General features: G+C 39.9%; 20 protein-coding genes. 11 read left to right on the plus strand and 9 right to left on the minus strand.

Going from position 1 to position 21,541, the window contains the following annotated elements:
• Positions 1-120 precede the first annotated feature (120 nt).
• The 3 genes from MSBRW_RS12430 (at position 121) to MSBRW_RS12440 (ending at position 2,514) form a co-directional block, all read left to right on the plus strand.
• Positions 121-648, plus strand: a complete 528-nt coding sequence (locus MSBRW_RS12430; RefSeq protein WP_011307385.1) for a tetratricopeptide repeat protein — start codon at positions 121-123, stop codon at positions 646-648.
• A 448-nt stretch (positions 649-1,096) separates the two neighbouring features.
• Positions 1,097-1,939, plus strand: coding sequence for a fumarate hydratase (locus MSBRW_RS12435; RefSeq protein WP_011307384.1), 843 nt, complete (start codon positions 1,097-1,099; stop codon positions 1,937-1,939).
• A complete protein-coding gene (locus MSBRW_RS12440) occupies positions 1,939-2,514 on the plus strand; it encodes a FumA C-terminus/TtdB family hydratase beta subunit (protein WP_011307383.1) in 576 nt (191 codons plus the stop codon). The genes MSBRW_RS12435 and MSBRW_RS12440 overlap by 1 nt, the downstream gene beginning before the upstream one ends.
• A gap of 217 nt (positions 2,515-2,731) precedes the next feature.
• On the opposite strand, the gene MSBRW_RS12445 is transcribed toward MSBRW_RS12440, so the two are convergent.
• The 4 genes from MSBRW_RS12445 to MSBRW_RS12460 all read right to left on the minus strand — a co-directional run bounded on the left by MSBRW_RS12445 (position 2,732) and on the right by MSBRW_RS12460 (position 6,043).
• On the minus strand, positions 2,732-3,046 hold the full coding sequence (locus MSBRW_RS12445) for an ArsR family transcriptional regulator (protein ID WP_011307382.1): 315 nt from the start codon (positions 3,044-3,046) through the stop codon (positions 2,732-2,734).
• A gap of 238 nt (positions 3,047-3,284) precedes the next feature.
• Positions 3,285-4,853, minus strand: coding sequence for an MFS transporter (locus tag MSBRW_RS12450; RefSeq protein WP_048102838.1), 1,569 nt, complete (start codon positions 4,851-4,853; stop codon positions 3,285-3,287).
• Between the two features lie 202 nt (positions 4,854-5,055).
• Positions 5,056-5,436 (minus strand): hypothetical protein, encoded by a 381-nt coding sequence (locus MSBRW_RS12455; RefSeq protein ID WP_011307380.1) that lies wholly within the window; start codon positions 5,434-5,436, stop codon positions 5,056-5,058.
• A 37-nt stretch (positions 5,437-5,473) separates the two neighbouring features.
• Positions 5,474-6,043: an HdeD family acid-resistance protein gene (locus MSBRW_RS12460; RefSeq protein WP_011307379.1), complete on the minus strand. Its 570-nt coding sequence runs from the start codon at positions 6,041-6,043 to the stop codon at positions 5,474-5,476.
• 715 nt (positions 6,044-6,758) lie between these two features.
• Here MSBRW_RS12460 and MSBRW_RS12465 point away from each other — a divergent pair.
• From MSBRW_RS12465 to MSBRW_RS12490, 6 genes are all read left to right on the plus strand, one after another.
• Positions 6,759-7,280 (plus strand): DUF367 family protein, encoded by a 522-nt coding sequence (locus MSBRW_RS12465; protein ID WP_011307378.1) that lies wholly within the window; start codon positions 6,759-6,761, stop codon positions 7,278-7,280.
• Positions 7,281-7,589: 309 nt separating this feature from the next.
• Positions 7,590-8,120, plus strand: a complete 531-nt coding sequence (locus MSBRW_RS12470) for a TIGR00725 family protein (RefSeq protein ID WP_011307377.1) — start codon at positions 7,590-7,592, stop codon at positions 8,118-8,120.
• A gap of 525 nt (positions 8,121-8,645) precedes the next feature.
• A complete protein-coding gene (locus MSBRW_RS12475) occupies positions 8,646-10,961 on the plus strand; it encodes a DNA topoisomerase I (protein WP_011307376.1) in 2,316 nt (771 codons plus the stop codon).
• 754 nt (positions 10,962-11,715) lie between these two features.
• Complete coding sequence (locus MSBRW_RS12480) at positions 11,716-12,420, plus strand: pentapeptide repeat-containing protein (RefSeq protein WP_011307375.1); 705 nt, start codon at positions 11,716-11,718, stop codon at positions 12,418-12,420.
• A gap of 518 nt (positions 12,421-12,938) precedes the next feature.
• Positions 12,939-13,616, plus strand: a complete 678-nt coding sequence (locus tag MSBRW_RS20370) for a hypothetical protein (protein WP_011307374.1) — start codon at positions 12,939-12,941, stop codon at positions 13,614-13,616.
• A gap of 660 nt (positions 13,617-14,276) precedes the next feature.
• On the plus strand, positions 14,277-15,308 hold the full coding sequence (locus MSBRW_RS12490; protein WP_011307372.1) for a class I SAM-dependent methyltransferase: 1,032 nt from the start codon (positions 14,277-14,279) through the stop codon (positions 15,306-15,308).
• A gap of 18 nt (positions 15,309-15,326) precedes the next feature.
• Here MSBRW_RS12490 and MSBRW_RS12495 read toward each other — a convergent pair whose 3' ends face one another.
• Positions 15,327-15,563: a hypothetical protein gene (locus MSBRW_RS12495; RefSeq protein ID WP_048102837.1), complete on the minus strand. Its 237-nt coding sequence runs from the start codon at positions 15,561-15,563 to the stop codon at positions 15,327-15,329.
• Positions 15,564-15,580: 17 nt separating this feature from the next.
• Between MSBRW_RS12495 and MSBRW_RS12500 the strand changes: the two genes are divergently transcribed.
• Entirely contained in the window at positions 15,581-16,147 is a 567-nt protein-coding gene (locus tag MSBRW_RS12500; RefSeq protein ID WP_155398256.1) for a hypothetical protein, read from the plus strand.
• 255 nt (positions 16,148-16,402) lie between these two features.
• Here MSBRW_RS12500 and MSBRW_RS12505 read toward each other — a convergent pair whose 3' ends face one another.
• The 4 genes from MSBRW_RS12505 to cfbA form a co-directional block, all read right to left on the minus strand.
• On the minus strand, positions 16,403-16,897 hold the full coding sequence (locus tag MSBRW_RS12505; protein ID WP_011307369.1) for a DUF6141 family protein: 495 nt from the start codon (positions 16,895-16,897) through the stop codon (positions 16,403-16,405).
• Between the two features lie 493 nt (positions 16,898-17,390).
• Positions 17,391-17,903, minus strand: coding sequence for a DUF6141 family protein (locus MSBRW_RS12510; protein WP_048102836.1), 513 nt, complete (start codon positions 17,901-17,903; stop codon positions 17,391-17,393).
• Positions 17,904-18,130: 227 nt separating this feature from the next.
• Entirely contained in the window at positions 18,131-18,490 is a 360-nt protein-coding gene (locus MSBRW_RS12515) for a carboxymuconolactone decarboxylase family protein (RefSeq protein WP_048103334.1), read from the minus strand.
• A 678-nt stretch (positions 18,491-19,168) separates the two neighbouring features.
• Positions 19,169-19,561 (minus strand): sirohydrochlorin nickelochelatase, encoded by a 393-nt coding sequence (gene cfbA / locus MSBRW_RS12520; RefSeq protein ID WP_011307366.1) that lies wholly within the window; start codon positions 19,559-19,561, stop codon positions 19,169-19,171.
• A 930-nt stretch (positions 19,562-20,491) separates the two neighbouring features.
• Between cfbA and MSBRW_RS12525 the strand changes: the two genes are divergently transcribed.
• Positions 20,492-21,529: a methyltransferase gene (locus tag MSBRW_RS12525; RefSeq protein WP_011307365.1), complete on the plus strand. Its 1,038-nt coding sequence runs from the start codon at positions 20,492-20,494 to the stop codon at positions 21,527-21,529.
• Positions 21,530-21,541 lie beyond the last annotated feature (12 nt).

A 21,541-nucleotide genomic window follows, 5' to 3' on the forward strand; every position in this document is an offset into this window, starting at 1 on the left:
TTTTTCGTCTGTTAATCTGAGTGTCTACTTTTCATGATTGTTTTGTTTTAATCATTTATATATAACGATATAAGCATTTAAATACATTTAAAACATATAGTAATACGGAGATATAAAAATATGTATGAACCTCCTAACCAGTTTCATTGCCTTGATGCCGATGTTTGGATTGAGATTCCAAATAGGGTAATAGGCGTTACTGGTAATTGCTATGTTGGACGGGATTACATCCCTAAAAACGGTAAAACACGATATGATGTGAAGGTCTTCGTTAAGAAGATCAAAAAGGAACAAGAGAATCCTGATACATTGATTAAAGACAATGATCTAGAATTATCTAAGAGTAAGTCAGATGACATTGGAACTTTGATTGAGAAAGGAGTGAATCTAAGAAATTTTAAAAAATATGACGAGGCCCTGCAAATATTTGAGAAAGTAACAGAACTCGAACCCTCGAATGCACAGGCATGGCATAATAAAGGAATTATTCTAGGAATCCTTAAGAAGTACAATGAAGCTCGGCAAGCATTTGAGAAAGCGATGGAAATCGAACCGGGGAAAAACCGTAGGGATTGTAGTTCTCGTCATCTTCGTTCCGCTCGCAATAGGACCTCTGAAAGGAATCAGGGCAGCAACGTAGAACAGTAAACTAAACGAACATAAAACTTGATGACTAAACATTTCAAATGAGGGAATAAGAAGCGCAATATTAGACCCACGTATTTTTGGGATTCGAAAGTGATGCTTCAAATCCTGCTCTCTTTCCTTCTTTTTCTTCAATTGTTGTGGCAGGTCACTGACGAAACAGACCACATTTTGCAATATCTAAACTTCTCCTAAGACCTGTAGCTATTGAGTTCAAATTAATGAAAATCCTTTATTGCAGAGGATTTCTACAGAGATATTTAACCTAACTCCCTTATACCAGACAACTGCACAGTTCCAAAATATGGGCCGCTCGATATTTAAACATTAAAAACAAAAAAGCGCCCAGTAATTTATCTCACAAATCGCTCACTGTTATCCTGTGCAGGATATATATTCATGCCTGCACTTTGTTCTAAATAATTCATTTCTTCTATACAATGGTGATCTTTTGTCTACAAAAATTAGCCGTGAAAGTTTTATCCGGTCTATTGCAGACCTATTAAGAAAAACGGAAACTGAGCTTCCTGATGATGTGGTGAACGCAATCAGGAAAGCTGAGGCCGCAGAAGAAAATAAGGTTGCAAAATTTCAGCTTCGGGCAATCCTGAAGAACCTTGAAATTGCAAAAAAATACAGGGTTCCCATGTGCCAGGACACAGGCATCATGATTTTTTTTGCGGAAATCGGGAGCGAATTTCAGCCAGGTTTTGACCTTGAGGCTGCAATCAGGGAAGCAGTGATACTTGCAACAACCGAAATTCCTCTCCGGCCGAACGCAGTCGATCCTCTGACCCGAAAGAACAGCGGAAACAATACAGGGGTTGGAATTCCGGATATCCACTGGAAACTCGTTCCCGGAAACCAGTTAAAGATTACAGCTGCCCCTAAAGGCGCAGGTTCGGAAAATATGAGTTCACTGCGTATGTTTAACCCTACAGAAACTGGAAGTATCAAAAACTTCGTGCTAGAAACCATAGTGACCGCCGGAGGAATGCCATGCCCTCCACTGACCATAGGAATCGGTATTGGAGGTTCTTTTGATGCTGCAGCCAGGCTTGCAAAAGAATCTCTGCTTGAGCCTCTTGACGCCCCGATGGAGGGACTGGAAAGAGAAATCTTTGAAGCTGTAAACACCCTTGGGATAGGCTGTATGGGGCTTGGCGGTAGCACAACTGCCCTTGCAGTGCGCGTAAAAACAGCTCACTGCCACACTGCTTCCCTTCCGGTTGCAGTAAATATCCAGTGCTGGGCGAATCGACATGCTTCGGTTGTGTTTGGGGGGGATGAATAATGGAATATCACCTGAAAACTCCGCTGAAGAAAGAAGATATCGAGAAACTCAATGCCGGAGATATCGTCTATATCTCAGGAGAAATCCTGACAGCCAGGGACGAAGCCCATGCCAGAATTCTCGAGATGGGAGAAAAGAAAGAAGAACTTCCTTTTTCTCTGGAAGGTGCTGTAATATACCACTGCGGCCCCCTGATGCAGAAAACCGAAAACGGCTGGAAAGTAGTATCTGCCGGCCCTACAACTAGCGGCAGGATGTCAAAAATGACTCCTCCTCTTCTGAAAGCGCATGACGTTCGGGCAATCATAGGAAAAGGCGGGATGAAAGACGTAGCCGATGCCTTGAAGAATGGATCCGTTTATCTTGCTTATACAGGCGGATGTGCAGCCCTTGCCGCAGAGTTAATAAAAGAAGTAAAAGCCGTCCACTGGCTTGACCTTGGAATGCCTGAAGCCGTCTGGGTGCTCAGAGTGGAAGAATTCGGGCCGCTTATTGTAGGGATTGACACAAAAGGAAAGGATATTTTTGCAGAGGTAAGGGAAAAAGCTCAAAAACAACTTGAAAAGCAAGAGTAAGCTCTTAAAAGGCTTGAAAAGCAGAGATAAGGCCAGTATTTCGAGGGATAAAGTCGGTATTTCTTTATTAGCTGGAAGCAGAGATTGAGGGTGACAGGGAGATGTCGTCCGGGTCTTTACCTCAATCTCAAATAGGCTGCCGGATTAGCAGATACCGGATTAGCAGATTCAGGAAGAAGGTTTTGCAGAGTTTTGAAGATATCTTAAAGCCCTTCTTTTATTTGCAATCGTTTTCAAGCCGTCTAAATGCTTTTACAAGAGAGTCCATTTTTCTGACAATGATTTTCCCCAGAAGGGAAAGCTTATATATTTTTTTCTCCTGAATCACGAGCCCATTTTCTTTTAGCTTTTTAAGCTGAGGGAGAATCGCAACTGAGTTCGTATCAAGCTCATTATTGATCTCTTCAATTGTCCGGGGCTTTTCTTTGAGGAGGATAAGCAGGTTGGTCCTTTTTTCGGAAGACAAAAGAATTGTGATCAGGTTAGATCTCATCATCCCTACTGCAAAAGCCGTAAATATATACTTTTTCATTCTGAATATTGTAATTCCATAGCAAAAGAACTTAAGAGTTTTAATTGGCCAAAAGATCCGACCTTTACCCTGAATAAGGCGGGTCAAAAAAGAAGAGTCAAAAAAGAAGAGTCAAAAAAAGAAAAACGTATTTCATCCGGACTATTCATTCTGACATATTTTAGAATTAAATAATATTTCAGAATTAAATATTCCAACCATAAATAGTCCCTTAAAATCTCTCAAGTTACAGGCATTTTTACTTCTCTGTTTGCGAAGGAACCAGGATCTCAGGTGGCAGAAAGATTGAGGCAATTATGCCGAGTATCGCAAAAATCACCAGCCCCCAGAGGGAAGCTTTTATCCCGTGGATACGGGCGATTTCGTTTACTCTCAAGACCTTCTGTGAAAGGTCAGGAGGAGCATCTTTCAGGATAGCTGTTAGTTCTTCATTGCTCAAAAAACGGGCGTTCTCCTCTACTGCCGATATCACGGAAGGCTTGAGATTTTCTGGAATACCAGTACTGTCCTCGATGAAGTTAGTGGCTTCTCCTACCAGGCCCACAATAACTATGGAACCCATAAGGGCTGTTCCAATAGCCATGCCCAAATTCTGGGAAGTGCTCATAAGAGCAGCTGCCTCACTTGTCCTTTCAGGAACTACCTGGGAAAGGACGAGATTCATTATCTGCGATGCTATAACTCCTGCACCTATGCCTATTAAGGCAAAACCTGTTAGCAGGGCAAGCCCTCTGACTTCCACATTAATTGTTGCAGTAGCCAGTAAAAGCCCTGCGATGAGTACGAGTAGCCCAACCTGGATAATGCGCTTTGGGGCTATGCGAGAAGATAATCGAGATGCTGTGAGCGAAGCAATTAAAAGTGGTATGGAGAGAGGAAGGTAAAGAAAGCCTGTCTGCATCGCATTGAGACCCAGTGCTATCTGGAGGAAAAGAGCCATGCTGAACAGGAAGCCTCCGATAAGAACGGTCTGAACCATCTGGACAAAAATGCCTGAAGTAACCCTGCGGTCCCTGAGCACATCGAGCCTTACGAGCGGCATCTTCCCCAGAGTAATGACATGAAGTTCCCAGAGGGCAAAACACAGAAGAATAATGCCTCCTGCTGCAATAAATACCGGAGTAGGTGAAAGCCCAAACGGGGAAATTTCAATTCCACCTATTGAGAAGGGATGACGTGCCTCCCACCAGCCATAGGTCCCCGCCAACAATATCCCAAAGACAATAAGCCCCATTCCCAGCGCAGAGATTATCGAGCCGACTATATCCATCCTGGGTTTCTCTTCGGTCTCAAGGGGTGCATCCAGAATATACCGGCTTAACAGCAGGACAATGACCACGATCACAACCTCCCCACCAAAGGCAAACCTCCAGGTGTACTCAGTTGTCAGCCAGCCTCCTATTATGGGCCCGAGGGCAATTGCGCTTGCAACAATTCCACCTAATATACCATAAGCAAGTGCACGGTCCTTTCCGCTGTAGTTTGAGGTCACGAGTGTCTGGATGGCAGGCATGACAAGGGTAGCTCCTAGCCCTTCAAGGATTGACCAGCCTATAAACAGCACAGCCATTGTCGGGCTGATTGCAGTCAGGAACGAACCACTACCGTAGATGATCAGTCCTGTCCTGAATGCCCTTTTTCGACCAATGATATCTCCAAGTTTTCCTCCGGTGATCATAAGTGATGCCATTACAAGAGAATAGAGTGTAATGGCAGCCTGGACAGTAGCAACGTTAGTGTTGAAATCTTTGATAAGTGTCGAAATCGAAACGTTCATTATTGTCGTATCAATAACAAGCACAAACATTGCAAGCACGAGAGCAGCAAGTACAGTCTTTCTTTCTATGTCAACGCCTCCTATAGTAAATATAAAGGCGCAATATCTGCAGGAAGAAGCTCACATAATCTGTTTACAGCCAGGAGATCCAGAAATTAAAGAAAGAGCAGGAAGGCGTAAACTTTTTTTATTACTTTAAAATCGTAATCTGTGCCACCTGCATCCTCACTCGTTAATCTAGTCTGAATGCTCCCCTTACACCTGGCAGCATGATATAGATGAGAATGAGGGCATTCGCGAGAACTGACAAGTTTACATCATACCATGTACCTCCTGTAACCAGTAACACAAAATCAATGCACAGGTTGAATATCGTAATAACAGCCAGAAATATCCATGCTTGCTGGTCCACCTGCCAGAGCATCTGAGCCAGCCACACCCATATGTAGGCGAGCAGGCCGTACAGCAGTGCATACCATAGACTGAAGACACGGCCCTCAATTACCCCTAAAAAGGGCAAAAAACCGAGAAACCGAAGCATTACAATAGCGTTTAAAAATGCCAGAACAATAGCTACAAAAGCCAGTATTGTGACACCAATAGGTCTTTCCATACTCAAATCTCCCCTCTCTGTAATGTGATAGCCTGCGTCAAGTTCTCATTCTTAATCCCCAGATAAGTGACCCGATTCCCCCGATAATAAAGAAAAAGCCGAATATCCATGGCAAAAACAGGGCTCCTACAAGAGAATTGGTTAGAAGAAAAAGGCCGAGAATTATGGTGAGGAGACCGATGATTCCTATTCCCCATCCTCCTCCTTTAAGGGCCAGGATAATTTTTACGACTCCGTTGATAATAGCCCATACTCCTATGAAAATAACGAATAATGTAAGGACTATGAAAGGACTGTAGATTGGGTACGTCAGTATGACAACTCCTGCAATAATGCTAAGGATACCCGAAAGCAATTTCCATACCCTATTCCCTGAAAATATCAGCGCCCCTATGACAGAAAGAATTCCTTCTGCTAGCCAGAAAATACCAAGAATCTGTACAAGAAAGACAGTGGTTGCAGCAGGCCTGTATATGAGGAATAATCCTACAAGGATGGCAATGATCCCCTCCAGAAGAACCACCCACCAGGGTACCTGCAGTATTTCATACCCAGTCTCATATTCAGGTTCAATTGATTGTCCCGTGACATCAGTTGGTTGTTCCATATAGTCCATCTCCCCAAAAATTTAGTTCTTCAACCAGTACTCCCTGCGGCTGAAATATAGATATGAGAACCGTTAAAGGAGTATCTTTTATCCCCCTATATGGGACTTCATATTGCTGGATGAATTATTTACACTTAGAAATAGCCAGAGTCAAAGAGAATATATCCTTCTCCCTCACAAAGAAGAATAGTCTCCTTCTCCCGGTTCAATTCATCGATGGAACCCGACATAATTGTGCAATCTCCCCTCAATAAATACCACATAACATTGCTGTTAAAGAATTAACTGAATGAATTTTTACAGAACACACTTTTACTGAACACACTTTTACTGAACACACTTTTACTGAACACACTTTTACTGAATGCACTTTTACTGAATGCACTTTTACTGAATGCACTTTTTCCATCACGAATTACCGGCGTGACGTAGGCTAAAGTAAAATATTTATTTCTCACTCAACATCACGAAGATAGGATACTATAAAATATCAGTTTTCAGTATTAACCCATCTTCAAGCTTTACCAGAGACGAAGCAGTGGTATAAACAATTATATATTAATCATTATATATAAGCTATTTTATTATATATTCTCTAAAAATTTTCTAGTTAATAATAAACGTTCGATAACAATACACAGGCAAGCAGATAAAAGAGAAAACAGGTAAATAAGGAAGCTGTTTAAATAGGATCTCACCATCCAGATGATCAGTAATGAATCCAACAAATCAACGGGATATTCCCCTTTATATATATCATGCCGGGCAGTGTGACCCGAAAAAGTGCACAGGAAGGAAATTGGCTCGCTTTGACCTTGCCCGCCTTTACGACAGGATATCAAGGCTGCCAAGGTCAGCGATTCTTCTTGACCCTACTGTAGAAAAAGCCCTCTCTCCTGCCGATGATTACAAAAAAGGTATCATCGTACTCGATTGCTCATGGGAAGAAGTGGAAAGGGTTTTTCCCGACCTTGCGAAGCTGAATCTTAAGCACAGAGCCCTTCCTTATTTGCTTGCAGGCAATCCTGTAAATTTCGGAAGGCCCTTCAAACTCAATTCAGCCGAAGCTTTTGCGGCAGCTCTCTACATTCTGGGGCATAAAGAACAGGCTGAAAAAGTCCTTTCCAAGTTTAACTGGGGGCACAGTTTTCTCGAACTCAATAAGGAACCGCTTGAAGAGTATGCAACCGCAAAGAACAGTACTGAGATCGTGGAAATTCAGAGTCATTACTTCTAACTATCCATTGTCCACTATCTCTGACTCCCCATCGCTCACTATCTCTGACTCTCAATTGCCCATTATCTCTAACTCTCAATTGCCCATTATCTCTAACTCTCAATTGCCCATTATTTTTGACTATCCATTGTCCAATGTTGTTGATTATTTATTGTTTCCAACTGTTTTTGACCACCAGTTGTCCATTATTTATGACTGTCCATTGTTTCTAGCTATTTTTGAAAGCCGGTAAATTTGGGTTTATTTGATAAAAGATACACATAAAGATACACGTGAAAGATCTGAAATGAAGAAAAGGATGTTTGCACGATGAAAGTACCGGTGAAAGCAGAGGCCAGAAAACAGATAGGAGTTATAGGTGCAGGGACTTGCGGCAACGAAGTAAAGGTTCTTGCAGAAAAGGTAGGAAGAGAGATTGCAAAAAGAGGAGCGGTTTTGCTCTGCGGAGGTCTGGGCGGAGTTATGGAGGCTGCTGCATACGGAGCAAAGCAGGAAGGGGGAATAACCCTGGGAATTTTGCCCGGATCCCTGAGAGAGGACGCAAATCTCTGGATAGATATCGCGGTCGTTAGTGGAATGGGACATGCCAGAAATGCTCTTATAGCGCAGTCCTCGGATGCGTTGATTGCGGTTAATGGAGAGTACGGAACACTTTCGGAGATAGCCCTGGGTATGAAGATGGGGAAACCTGTAGTCGTGGTCGAACCAGGCTGGAAAATTGAAGGCGTTCACAGGGCAAAAAGTCCGGAAGAAGCCGTAGAACTTGCTTTCAGGCTGACTGAAGGGAAGGAAAAAACCTTAAGGGAAAGTCCTGAAGGAAAAGTACTAAAAAACAGATAAAAGTACTAAAAAACAGATAAAAGCACTAAAAATACTAAAAGAGAGTAAAAACAGATAAAAAGAACTAAAAATACTAAAAGGGAGTCAAAAACAGATAAAAAGAACTAAAAACACTAAAAGATAGCTAAAGACATAAAAAAACAGAGAGATTACCAAAAATACTAAAAGATAGCTAAAAATAACTAAAGATAACTGAAAAAGGTTGAAAAGGCTTAAAATGTTGAAAAGAATCAACATGAATAATATCCCATAGAGAATAGTATCCCTTGGAGTTATGAAGATAGAAATAAGGACAGATGAGTAGAAGAGTTTAACGGGTGAATGACAACTCTTGAAAGACAGATGAAGAGCTCTGAGACTAATTTTAGTTACGGATGACAGCGTATTTTGTGATTCAATCCAAAAATATATATTGGAAAAGGAAACTTCAAAGAATTAAGAGGCAGGCTTTGTCTCAGACAGGAGGAGTTTTGGGGTACTCTAGTATTCCTCCATAGAATTTAAAAAATTATACCGGAGTTTTAGATGCACCTTATTGTAACGGAAAAAAATATAGCAGCAAGGAGGATAGCTGCGATTCTGGCTCCAAAAAACCCGAAGAAAGATAGAGTCAGTGGAGTAGACGTGTACCGGTATGAGATTGTGTCCGATGAAGAGAAGCAGGAAACTGTAGTTGTAGGGCTGTCGGGCCATATCGTAGGGATCGACTTTCCCAAGGAGTACAATAACTGGCAGAAAGTAGAATCTAAAACCCTTATCAATGCCGATATTATAACAACTCCTATCAACCGAAAGATCGTAACTGCACTTAAAGGCCTGGGGAAAAAGGCGAGCAGGGTTACGATTGCCACTGACTACGACCGGGAAGGAGAACTCATAGGAGTCGAGGCTCTCAATATCATAAAACAGGTAAATCCGGATGTTCCTTTTGACCGGGTGCGCTACAGCGCAATAACCCCAAAAGCAATAGAAGCCGCATTTTCAAATGCAACAGATGTTGATTTTAATCTCGCGGATGCCGGCCATTCCAGGCAGGTCATTGACCTTGTCTGGGGCGCAGCCCTTACCCGCTATATTTCTCTTGCTGCAGGCAGGCTTGGGAAGATGTTTCTTTCCGTAGGCAGGGTACAGTCGCCAACTCTTTCTCTTATTGTGGACAGGGAAAAAGAAAGGAATGTTTTTGTCCCGACTCCTTACTGGGAGATCTATGCCGAACTTCAAAATACAGAAGGAAAAACCTTCTCAGCTCAGCATTCAACCCGCCGTTTTCTGGATAAAAAGGAGGCAACAAAAGCCTTCAAAAAACTGGGGAAAAAGGCCGAATTAAAGGGAATCGAAAAAGGGAAAAAGACCGACCAGCCCCCGGCTCCTTTTAATACCACAGGTTTCATAAGTGCAGCAAACTCAATCGGGCTCAGCCCTGCAAACGCGATGCGCATAGCTGAAGCTCTCTATACTAATGGTTATATTTCGTACCCCAGGACTGACAATACGGTCTATCCCGAGACCCTTGACCTGAGGGCTCAGATTGAGATTTTCAAAGAAGGTCCCTTTAAAGAGTACGCAGACGCTCTGCTTGAAAAAGCTGAACTCATTCCTACGCGGGGAAAAAAGGAAACTACCGACCATCCACCTATTTTTCCGGCTTCCCTTGCAAAAGAGTCCGACTTAAAAGAGGACGAGTGGAAGGTCTACGAACTTGTAGTCAGGCGCTTTTTTGCGACCTTTGCAGGGCCAAGCGAATGGGAAACTATGCGCTTGAAACTTGACATCAACGGAGAAGAATTCAAGGCAAACGGGGCAAGGCTTGTGGAACAGGGCTGGAGATGGTACTATCCTTACAATGCGCCTGAAGACCGGCTGTTCCCTGAACTGCATGAAGGCGATTCCCTGAAAGTGATTAAAAAAGATATGCAGGATAAAGAAACACAGCCTCCAGGCCGTTATGGACAGGGAAGACTTATCAATATTATGGAAGAGCTTGGGCTTGGAACAAAGGCAACGCGACACGAGATAATCAGCAAGCTTTATTCCAGGGCCTACATTCACGGAAACCCGGTGCAGCCTACGAATACCTCTTTTGCAGTAATGGATACTCTCGAGAAGTATTCCCCTACTATCACAAAACCAGACATGACAAAGCTGCTTGAAGAAAATATGGACCGGATTGCTGAGGGCAAAATCAAAGAGGCTGCCGTTCTTGAAGAATCGCGGGATATGTTAAAGCAGGTCTTCTCGGAACTCGATAAAAACCGGGAAAAAATCGTGGAATCTCTCCAGGCAGGCCTTAGAGAAGATAAAATCATAGGCACTTGCTCTAGCTGTGGAAACGAACTTATAATCCGGCGTTCGAAAAGGGGAGGCCGGTTTATAGGCTGCAACAATTATCCGAATTGTACCTTTTCTCTTCCTCTGCCTAGAAGTGGACAGATCATAGTTACTGACAAGGTCTGTGAAGTTCACGGCCTGCACCATATCCGTATAATCAACTCGGGAAAAAGGCCCTGGGACCTTGGTTGCCCTCAGTGTAATTTCATAGAATGGCAGAAAACCCAGCAGGAAGAACAGGCCCAGCAGCCTAAAAAAGAAAAGCCCAAATCAATTAAGGATCTCGAAGGCGTTGGAAAAGCCACAGCAGGAAAACTGGAAGAAGCCGGTATTACAAGTGTAGAAGCCCTGGCAGAAGCCGACCCTGTAGAGCTTGCAAAAGCAATAAAGACCAGTGTAAAGAGAGTCAAAAGCTGGCAGGTTTCATGTAACGGTATAGTTACAGTAGAAGGCAACAGCACAGCTGAGGGCAACAGTACAGTTAAAGGCAACTGTACAGTTGAAGACGCATGAAAATAGTCCTCAATGTCGTTGTCTTTTCTATTAGAACTTACGTAGATGAACTGAAAAATCAACAGCATCAGACCATTGACTGTCTAAAACGTGACTTTAATTCACAGTCTTTGTCGTAATTGATTTTGTTCCTCAAGTGTGTAAGTCCTATCTATTTTTGCCCGTTTTCTTATTTTTGCCCGTTTTCTTAATTTTGCCCGTTTCTTAATTTTGCCTGTTTTTTAATTTCTGCCCGTTATCTAATATCTGCTCGTTTCTTAATTTTGCCTGTTTTCTTAATTTCTGCCCGTTTTCTAATTTCTGCCCGTTTCGTATTTTTGCCCATTTATATAACTCTTTTTAAAATTTAAAATATCCATAGAGTGTAAAGAACTTCCAAAAGGGAACAAAACCGGAATCTGAAATGGAAGTGTAATAAAATTTGACTAGCGGCCTTTACATTTTATATCTTTGAAATAAGTACCGCCGGCTGGAAAGTCGAATCTAAACTCTGACTTCTGACCCATATAACCTAATTTGCCATCCTATGTCGTTTGTTTTTACTTTGATTTTATTTTTCCAGCATTCTTGGTATTGCTGGGATCAGCCTGTTGTGCGAGCACATAAACGCAAGCAAAAACCATGTTGAAGATTTTCCTCTTTTTTGAAACACAACCAGTCTGTAACCTATACTTCAGACACATAAATCCCGGATAACGGAAGGTTTCTTCCTAGAATAGTAATATTTATTTTTATGGAGCGCCAATTATTACATATGAATATTATAGAGAAAAAAAACTATAGAGGAGTTAACCTTCCAGGCGCCCACCTTGAAAAAAATAACCTTATATGGGCTAACTTTCAAGACGCTAACCTTCAGGAAGCTTATCTCATAAAAGCTAACCTTACACAGGCTGATCTTCAAGGAGCTAACCTTTATAGAGCTGACCTTCGCGGGGCTGACCTTCGCGGGGCTAACTTTCAAGAGGCAAACCTCCAGGAGGCTAACCTGCAAGGAGCCGACCTCTCAAATTCTTACCTTTTAGAGGGTATAGGCACTAATCTTCAAGGAGCTAATCTCCAGGGAGCTAATCTCCAGGGAGCTAACCTTACAAGAGCTAACCTTAAAGGGGCTAACCTTAAAGGAGCGAACCTCCAGTTATCCAATATCCATTTGGCTAACTTGCAAGGAGCTAATCTTCAAGGAGCTAACTTCCAGGGAGCTAATCTTTATGGAGCTAACCTTCGCAGGGCCGACCTCCAGGCAGCTGATCTTTATGTAGCTGATCTTCAAAAGTCTGACCTTCAAGAAGCGAACCTTCAAGAAGCAAACCTTCAGGAAGCAAACCTTCAAGGAGCTAAACTAACTAATGTGAAAAACTTATCATTTGACCAGCTCTCTAAAGTAAAAACCCTTCATAATGCAAAATTAGATGAAGAAAATTTCCTGCTACTTAATGAGCAATACATTACCGCTTGAAAATCTCAGGTAAAAACGAGTTAAGAATAATACTGAAACTTTCAAGTGGTTACATCAATTTTTTTGTTTATCGACTCTAAACGTAACTGTTTTAATGTTTTCTATTTCTGATTCTGAATTGAAATTCACTAAACGTTTAACATTTTGCGTCGCCTGCTTCTGTATCGCGTATTGGACTGCCAAATGATTTTGAGTCTGCGAAATAATTTCAGGATACAATAGATTTATGATTTTTTAGAAAAGGAGCATACTGCCATGAAATAAAACAAAAACAAAAACAAGAAGATAAAATGATGTTATCCAATCGTAGAATTAAAAATAGTTATAAGGTAGCATAATTCGATAGTTTGTACAGAAAGTTTATAAAAAGTGCCTAGAAAGTAATGTGCGGAGTTTAAATACATCTATCAAACTAAACTTGAACCCCACATACCCAGAGGCGAGAAATGATAGCTTTGAGAGTACTTGAGGTTTGTTTATTCCTGCCTCTTGAATATAAGAAAAGAGGTAAAGAGTAGATGATAATAAAGAAAAAATTTGGAATAAGTGCAATATTTGCAACAATATTACTGACATCCATCTTGTCGGCGTCGATAGCAAGTGCACAAGGAAATGAGACCACACAAGAAAATATGAATATGGAGCTTACTTTTGGCCCAGAAACTCTTGATAAACTGAAAAATGATCCACATTGTGTTGCTGCATATGGAAGCATACCAGCTTTTACAACTTCGGAGGAGAGATATCAATGGATTGACACTCTCGGTAACATACTGGACAATTTATATAATGCAAATTTTATGCAAGACCAAGAAAATTTGAAGTATTTTGATCCATTTGGCCCTATTAAAACTTCTGGTGTGTCCTTTGATGGTGTTATAGAGATAAGTATTAACAATAGTTCAAAAGTTGATATGCCTTTGTTGGACGAATTCTATCAGCTTATTGACACAAAAGCAAGCAGCATAGGGGTTAAAGAAGTTCCTGTAGTGTTCATGCGCGAAGATAATCTACCTCTAGATGATCTTGAACCTCTAAGCTCGACGGAGAATGATGAAAACTCTGTTAATGATAGTATTTCTAACATAAACGATTCGAATGAAAATAAATCTAGTAAGGTTAACTCAACTCCAGGTTTCGAATTATTGGGAAGCCTGGTTTGCCTATACGGTGGCTGGAAACTCAGGAAAAAGTAAAGAAAAGTGAAGTAAAGTAACGTAAAACGAATTGAATTCAAAAATAGATTTTGATGAACTGAGAATAGGGGTTCATAAGAGATCTGTTTATGTCATGTTAATAAGCAATGTGACTATCATTTTATAAACTTCGATCTCTTATTTATCCTCTTTTCTTCATCAAAAATAGGATTTTATTATTTTTGTCAATAGTGAGGCCATAATATAAAACCTCTGAATTACCAGGTGTTATTTTTTCGGGTTCTTTTCATCGAGGGATAACAGATTACTATCTCTGTTAACAACTCCTATTTCTGTCAATTCCTATTTCTGTCAATTCCTATTTCTGTCAATTCCTATTTCTGTCAATTCCTATTTCTGTTAACTCCTATCACTATTACAGTTTAGATAAGTGGCTCATCTGTGCCTACAGGTCCCAAAGCATTCTGGTATGCAGATAAAAGTATTTTAATCCAAAGCTGGCTAGCTCCCCCATCCACAAAATTAAAAATAAGCCCACAATTCTTATGTCCTATCATCCTGGTAGATGGATTTCGGGATGTTTTAATATAATCTTTGAATGTGTAATGTATACTTGAAGTCAACTGTTATTGATCAGGTAACCTGTCTACATAAAGTTCAGAAAAACATTAATCCTATGTATGCTATCCTTCAATTCCAATGTACAGAATGATCAGAATTGCCCCGAAAAAAGGAGAAGAGCTAAGGAAAAAAGCAATTCAAGGGGGATTTCTGGATACTTCAAGAAAGATTCGAAAAGTCAGGACTGAAGAAGGCAATTTTCTGGAAATTCCAGTCACAGAGTCTGCATATAACAGTGTGGACGGTTTTCTGGTTCTTGAACAGGAAAACCCTGAATTCCTTGAAAAGCCTAACTCTTTTAAGGATTCCCTCAAAGGTTTTCTTTCTGAAACTGAACTTGCATCTGTCCCGTCAGGCTGGCAGATCCTGGGAGATATAATAATAGTTTTCATCCCTGAAATCCTGGAAGATAAAAAAAAGAGGATAGCTGAGGCTTTACTCTCAATGTACCCCAGGTGCAGAACCGTTGTAAGGGATTTTGGAATCGAAGGGCAGTTCCGCCAGCCAAAAAGAGAACTCCTTCTCGGCAGCGAAACCGAAACCATCCATAGGGAACATGGCTGCTTTTTCAAGCAGGATGTAACAAAGGTAATGTACTCCAAAGGAAACCTTGAAGAAAGAAAGCGGATGAGCAGGTTAGGAGAAGGGGAGGTTATAGTGGATATGTTCGCGGGAATAGGGTACTTCTCAATTCCTATGGCTGTGCATTCCAGGCCAAAAAAGATTATTGGGATAGAAATTAATCCCGAGTCTTTTGCCTATCTGAAAGAAAACATCAGGCTAAATAAGGTAGAGGATATTTTTGTTCCAATCTGCGGGGACTGCTCAAGGGTTGCTCCTGAAGGAACAGCCGATCGCGTGCTTATGGGATATGTGGGAACAACACATCACTATCTTGAGCCGGCTATAAAAGCCCTGAAAAAAAACGGGGGAATTCTGCACTATCACGAAACAGTCCCAGAAAGTCTTGCTAGAATCAGACCCAAGGAAAGGATAGAAAAAGCTGCCTGTGCCCTGGGAAAGAAGGTTGAGATTCTTGAAACCCACAGGATAAAAAAGTACTCTCCTGGAGTCTTGCATGTGGTTGTAGACGCACGGATATTCGAATAAAAATTTGAAATTTCGCTTTTAATTCAGGTTCCAGATATTTCCGGCTACCAGCCCGCAATTAGCATCTATCCGGAAAACTTTAGATCCCCAGGCTTGTAGTTCGCTTCGATTCGGTGAAATACAGGAATCTGTCAATTTTACCCTGCGCTGGGAGCCAGATACAACACTTATATCCATGCTGAGAATTTTTCTGTAAATATTTTTTTTGCACAATAGGCCACACTCGTAGAGAAAAATATAAACCGGCTTCCACATGGCAACCCAGCCGATAATTGTCAGGCTCACAGGATGGTATTAAACTTACAAATCGTCCTTCACAAGATAACACTAAGCTTGCAAATAATGATATGCCGTTATATAGTAAATCCAGTGCATCACTTCTACTAGGTTCTGAAGAATTAAGTAACTACTCTGATACGATTGTAATAGGTACAGTGAAGGAAATAAATCCAAGCAAATGGAATTCTATCAATGGAAAAAGGCCTGATGGTATTGATTCATTTAGCCTGGAGAATCTTATCTACACAGATATCACCATAAGCGTAGAGAAATACCTCAAAAACCCATCGTCAGCTAAAGAGATCACAGTAAGACTAGATGGTGGAACAGTTGGAAATGATACTTTAAAAACTGATTATGAACCAACATTCAAACCAGGTGAAAAAGTTCTACTTTTTTTGACGAAAGATGTTACTATAGGTACTAGTAACATTGAGCCAAAACATCTCAGAGTTACAGGGTGTATGCAAGGTAAGTTCACATTGACTGATGATGGGAAAGCTGTAAGACCTGATAAAACTGTCAGTCAGGATGAATTATTGAACGCAATCGAAAAATAAATTGTCTGCTTAAGTAGCCTTTCAAGTCTACACAATTTTAATGGACTAATTAGTTGATATGAAATTAATGATGTTTTATCCTGAAAAAGATAGCGAAAAAAATTTAAAGCTAAAAATATTTAGTATTTATCTCTGGACAACAGTAATTATCAAAGCAAGAATTATAAAGCAGAAACTCGCAAAGCAGCAATCACAAAGACAGAAACTCGCAAAGACAGAAACTCACAAAGACAGAAACTCACAAAGCGGGAATTCTCAGTATTCTGCTGTAGCCTGCTTGATTGCGCTACATAGTTCTTCAGGCTTCCTGGAGCTCAGAAGCATTCTTTCTCCTGAAATAAGTTTGAGGATTACAACCGGACTAACTTTTTTAGAAGACTGCGATACATCCGATTCTTTTCCTGTGAGAGGGTCATAAACCTTAATTTTGCAGTCCTCCACTACATGTAAAGGTATTTTCTTGGAGGACAGATTCAAAGGTACCAGGCGAATGTATATTCCATCACTTCTTACTTCAGTTATGTGCTTCGTGCAGTAAAAAATAAGAGGAAAAAATAACCCGAAGACAATCCAGAGAGCAAACAGGTATATTCCAGGAATGTTATTGATTCCGGCAGGTCTTCCAAAAATCAGGCTATGGATTTCGATATACCAGAGCAGGAGCGCAGGATAAAGGACCGAAACCAGGAAAAAATTGTTCCGCAGATCCTGTACTTCCCTAAAAATTACGTCTGCTTTCGTCTGTTCCACAAAATTCCTTCCTTGAGATGTGCCTAATTTATTTGTGTTGTAACTGTAGACTTAGATTGCCTGGCTGGCAGGCATCTTAATAGTGCTGAAATTTATCTTACGGCGACTAATTGAACTGCATATAGTGTTCGTACACCCTACCGAATTCTTTTCCATTTAATAGTATTATTTAGATACCTGCATACCGAATCATTACTGGAGCAAGGGCAGGTAATAGAAAATGTTCCTGATTTTCTCTATAAAAACTGAGTAATAAACCTTCCGAAAAAAATGAGAAATTGTATATATTTTTTAATTTAAAAGTTTAAGATTATAAGAGTGTAAAAAACAACAATTATTATTAAAAATCAAAGATGATAGAAAATAGTAGTACATGAAACGATAAAGAACAAAGTGGATTAATAAAAGATTTTTGTCTAACGCCCTTTTTCAGGAGTTTTGTTGTACTCTTTATACGCTACATTTAACTTTTTAATGCCCCATGTCACATTTTTTATTTTTCAATAGCCTTTCTAATAGCTTCAGAGAGTTTTTCCGGAATTTGGGACCCAATCATTAGCTTTTTCACTTTTTTCCCGTCTGCAAATTCGAAAAGTACACCCCTGTTACCTGCCATATTATAGGCATTTCCCTTAAATCCATGGCGTATACCCCAGCCTCCATAATCTCTAATAGGGTTATAGGTTAGAACTTCGTAATTTTGAATAATCTCAAATGGAAATCTTTTGAATGAGCGATGAAAAGGGTAAAAGCGAACATATAGCCCGTCCTTCCTGACCTCAGTAACCATCTTTATGTAATGGAAATATACAGGGAAAAGAACGCCGAAGACTAGAAGTAAAAGGAGCATCATCCAGTCAGGAGCCGGGTTATTTCCAAAAGGCTTTCCAAGTAAGAGCTGCTGATAAGCTCCATACCATGAAAGAACGACAGGGATCGCAATAATGAGCCAGACCCAGATCTGGCTTATTTTTTGAACCTCCTTAAAAAGAACTTGAGAACTCATTTGCTTTGGATAACTCATTTGCTTTGGACCATTCAATTTTCTATATACAGAGTCCATTTTTTGCTAGGCTTCTAGACTGTGTAAAATGTATTGTCTGTTTCATAAAACGTGCTTGAGATCGGAGTTTCTTAAGTTTGAGATCAGACTATTCTAAAATAAAACATCATAAAAGTAAACTCTTCAGAAAAATTAAAGAAAAATAATTAGATAAGTGCGTTTTTATAAAATTAATAACCTAATCTATCCATCTCTTTAATTACTGCTTCACTGAAATCTGTAAAGTGCTGGATTCCGCCTGTCCAGGCCGCAAGCATCATGGCATCATTGATCTCGGTCCTTGTGGCTCCAAATTTATGAAGTCTTTCGAGAATTTTGACCGCGCTCTGGATATTGTTGGTTGAGCAGGCTATAGCAAAGACTATTAGATGCTTATGTTTCATAGAAAGCCCGCCTTCCCTTTCACTCCAGATTGCTTTGTAAAAGCCTGCTATCCCTTCGGCGAAATCTTTGTTTATCTGTCCGGCATATTCAATAGACCTGGGCATAAACCCTTTTAATTCCCTGGCTTCTTTAACCGCTTTTTCCATAATTATCATATGTCATAAGTCAGGATCGGATATAATTATATCTTACTAGAAAATTTACAGAATTGGAAAATAAAAAGATAAAGAAGAGTAAAAAGAGTAGGAAAAAGTAAAAAGAATAAGGAAAAGTAAAAAAGAGTGGTTCTTAGCTGTTTTGTATGGGTAATTAAATACAAAGTTATCAAAATGGAACAAAGGCAAATGACACATTTATAACGATTGTTCAGATCGCAAAGAAACGGGGGGTTAAGTGCATATCAGTACACATGTGATAGGGTCGGCAGTACATTTGAGATGCAATCTCTGGCTCAACTAATCAGAGAAAAAAGCTCATTGAGGAAATTGATGGGTTTCCACTCAGTTTGAAACCCTAATTTGACAAAATTACACATTTTATAATGTGTGAATGAATACACATTTTATAATGTATGAATGGGCTTCAAGCATCTGTTTTGTCATACAATTTACATTTATCTCTTGTATTTATTGATTTTTGACATATTTTATTTTACCACAAAGGATTGTGTCAATGCAGTGTGTTTTTTGTAAGGAAATTCTATATTAATTAACAGAATCTGTCAAATTAAGGTTGAAATAAACATAAACGGGATAAAAATTTACAGGAGCAAGAATTAAAAAATTTATGGAAATAATTCCACGTTTAGAGTTTCTCCTGAGCCTTTAGAGTTTTTCCTGAACCCTTCGGTATACAAGATCTGCGATTATTTCATCGGCCCCAAGGGGTTCAGCATAGCAAAGAGGAACTTCTCTCCCGTCAATGCAGAGACTTCCAGAACCGTTTTCATCCAAGTTCAGAATTTCAGGGATATCCTTAGTAATATGTATGCCCGAAGCCAGGAAAACGGGTACTGCCGCAATCTTTGTGACCCCTGTCCCTGAAAAAGCTTTGGGAGCTTCTTCCAGAGTAGGCTCGCTATTTTCCATAAAACCGGTCTTTACAACCACGTCAGTATGTTTCTGTGCAATGCAATTTGCAATCTGTGTAACAACTTCCTTGTTGTAGGGCAGTTTGCTCCCATGTCCAATTGCAAGAATTCCTAATTTTTCGGTCATTTTTTAAACCTCATTTATGTCTATTTTACATCAAATTAATTTAGAACATATAAACTTAATTTAGCTTTTACTTGCAGATACAAACATAAAATTCATCTTTCAATTTTCCACGCATTCTCTCACAGGTGCTTAGTTTTCAGTGTTTCCATCAGGTCTAAACTCTCAAACCCGACCATTAAGAGGAAGATCTTTATATCGACACTGATTATACCGATTACCGGTGGAGCCTTTTTATACTCTGTTCATCAGGATTGTTTAACTTAACTTCTCCGAACATTTTAATATCACATACCATGAACATATGTTGTCTTTAATACTACTATTTGTATTCTTATTGTTTGATTTCTAACTAAATATCAGCATATTCTATTTAAATTTTATGATTTGAAATGAATAACTTGAAACTAATTAAAAAAGTTTAATTATTATGAAGTAAAATTTTACTGGAAAGAAATGTACTGCGTTTTTAAGTCCAGTTTATGTTCTCTGCAACACATTGCTGAAACTCCTTATTCTTATGAAAGAGAAGGAATATAAAGCTATTAGGAAAAGAATTGTTATTCTAAGTCTGGAAACTCCAGTGTTGTTAGCAAGTAATTTGTACCTTATATAACTGTGATATGAGAACTATACAACCGCGGTATGAGAACTTTAAAAAATTGAATTATTTTAGAATAAGGTAAAATATTTTTTATTTAGAACTATTAAAATATAACTTATCATCACAGTATGATGAAGATAATTCAAATAAAATTGTTTTAAATAAATTATTATGAATTACGATAATCAGAATACAAACTTTTTTATATGCGTTTGATCATTATTTTAAAACAATTAAGTTTGTTTTATTATAAAATAAAATTGAACACAACTAAATTTGTATTTTCACAAGTTCTGCGCTATGAACAATCAAATATGAGAGTGACGATTATGAAAGAATTTCCAGAAATAAAAGTTCCATTAAACCAAATATATGAAATGTCCCTTGCACCTGTTCAGACAAATGCACTTGTTGCGGGAGTTGAACTTGCTATCTTCGATCAACTCAGTAAACCTATCAGGGCAGAAGAACTTGCCGAAAAATGCGGGTTTGATGCCAGAACAACAGCCGAATATCTCAACGTACTGACTGCCTGCGAACTTGTAACAAAAAAGAACGGGTTCTACCAAAACAGTCCGATGGCCGAACAATATCTTGTTACCAGCCGTCCAACTTACTATGGCGATCTAATTTTATTTGAATACGAGCGTCTGTCTATGAGCCCGAAAAAAATAGCTGAACTGGTCAAAAATGGGCCAGCGTTTCCAGAAGAAAAAGGCATGAACTCGGAGGAGTTCTGGATACAATACGCAAAATCAATGGCAAACTGGGAACGCTCCGGAACCGCTCAGAAGATAGCGGATATTATCTCAGCATTACCAGAATTTTCTTCGATGAGGAAAATGCTTGACCTTGGTGGAGGTCCCGGTCTGGTGGGAATTGCGGTTTTATCCCGCCATCCGTCGATGGAAGGCGTAGTGTTTGACCAGCCGGCTGTGGTCAATGTTACTGCAGAGTTCATAGCAGAGTATGGACTTTCGGATAGAATAACAACGATTGGAGGCGATTACCTTAACGATCATCTTGGCAGTGGGTATGATATGATCCTCGCAAGCTGTACGCTCAATTTTGCAAAGGGCTGCATGGATAAGATGGTGAAAAAGATTTATGATGCGCTCAATCCGGGAGGAATCTTTGTAAGTCTTCACGATGGGATATATGACGAAGGCACAAAGCCGTCTATCCATATCCTTGGTATGATGCCCAGCGCTCTTTCAGGATACAATTGTAGTCTTAGCAAGGGTTTTATCGTAGATTCGATACTCAATGCAGGATTTCGGTCGGTACGGTCACAGACAATTAACTTTGATGCAGGTCCTTTAGATGTGGATATAGCCCGGAAAAATACAGAAGTAACAGAGGATTAAGTGGGTTGAAGG

This window comes from Methanosarcina barkeri str. Wiesmoor (genome assembly GCF_000969985.1).
Classification (GTDB): domain Archaea; phylum Halobacteriota; class Methanosarcinia; order Methanosarcinales; family Methanosarcinaceae; genus Methanosarcina; species Methanosarcina barkeri_B.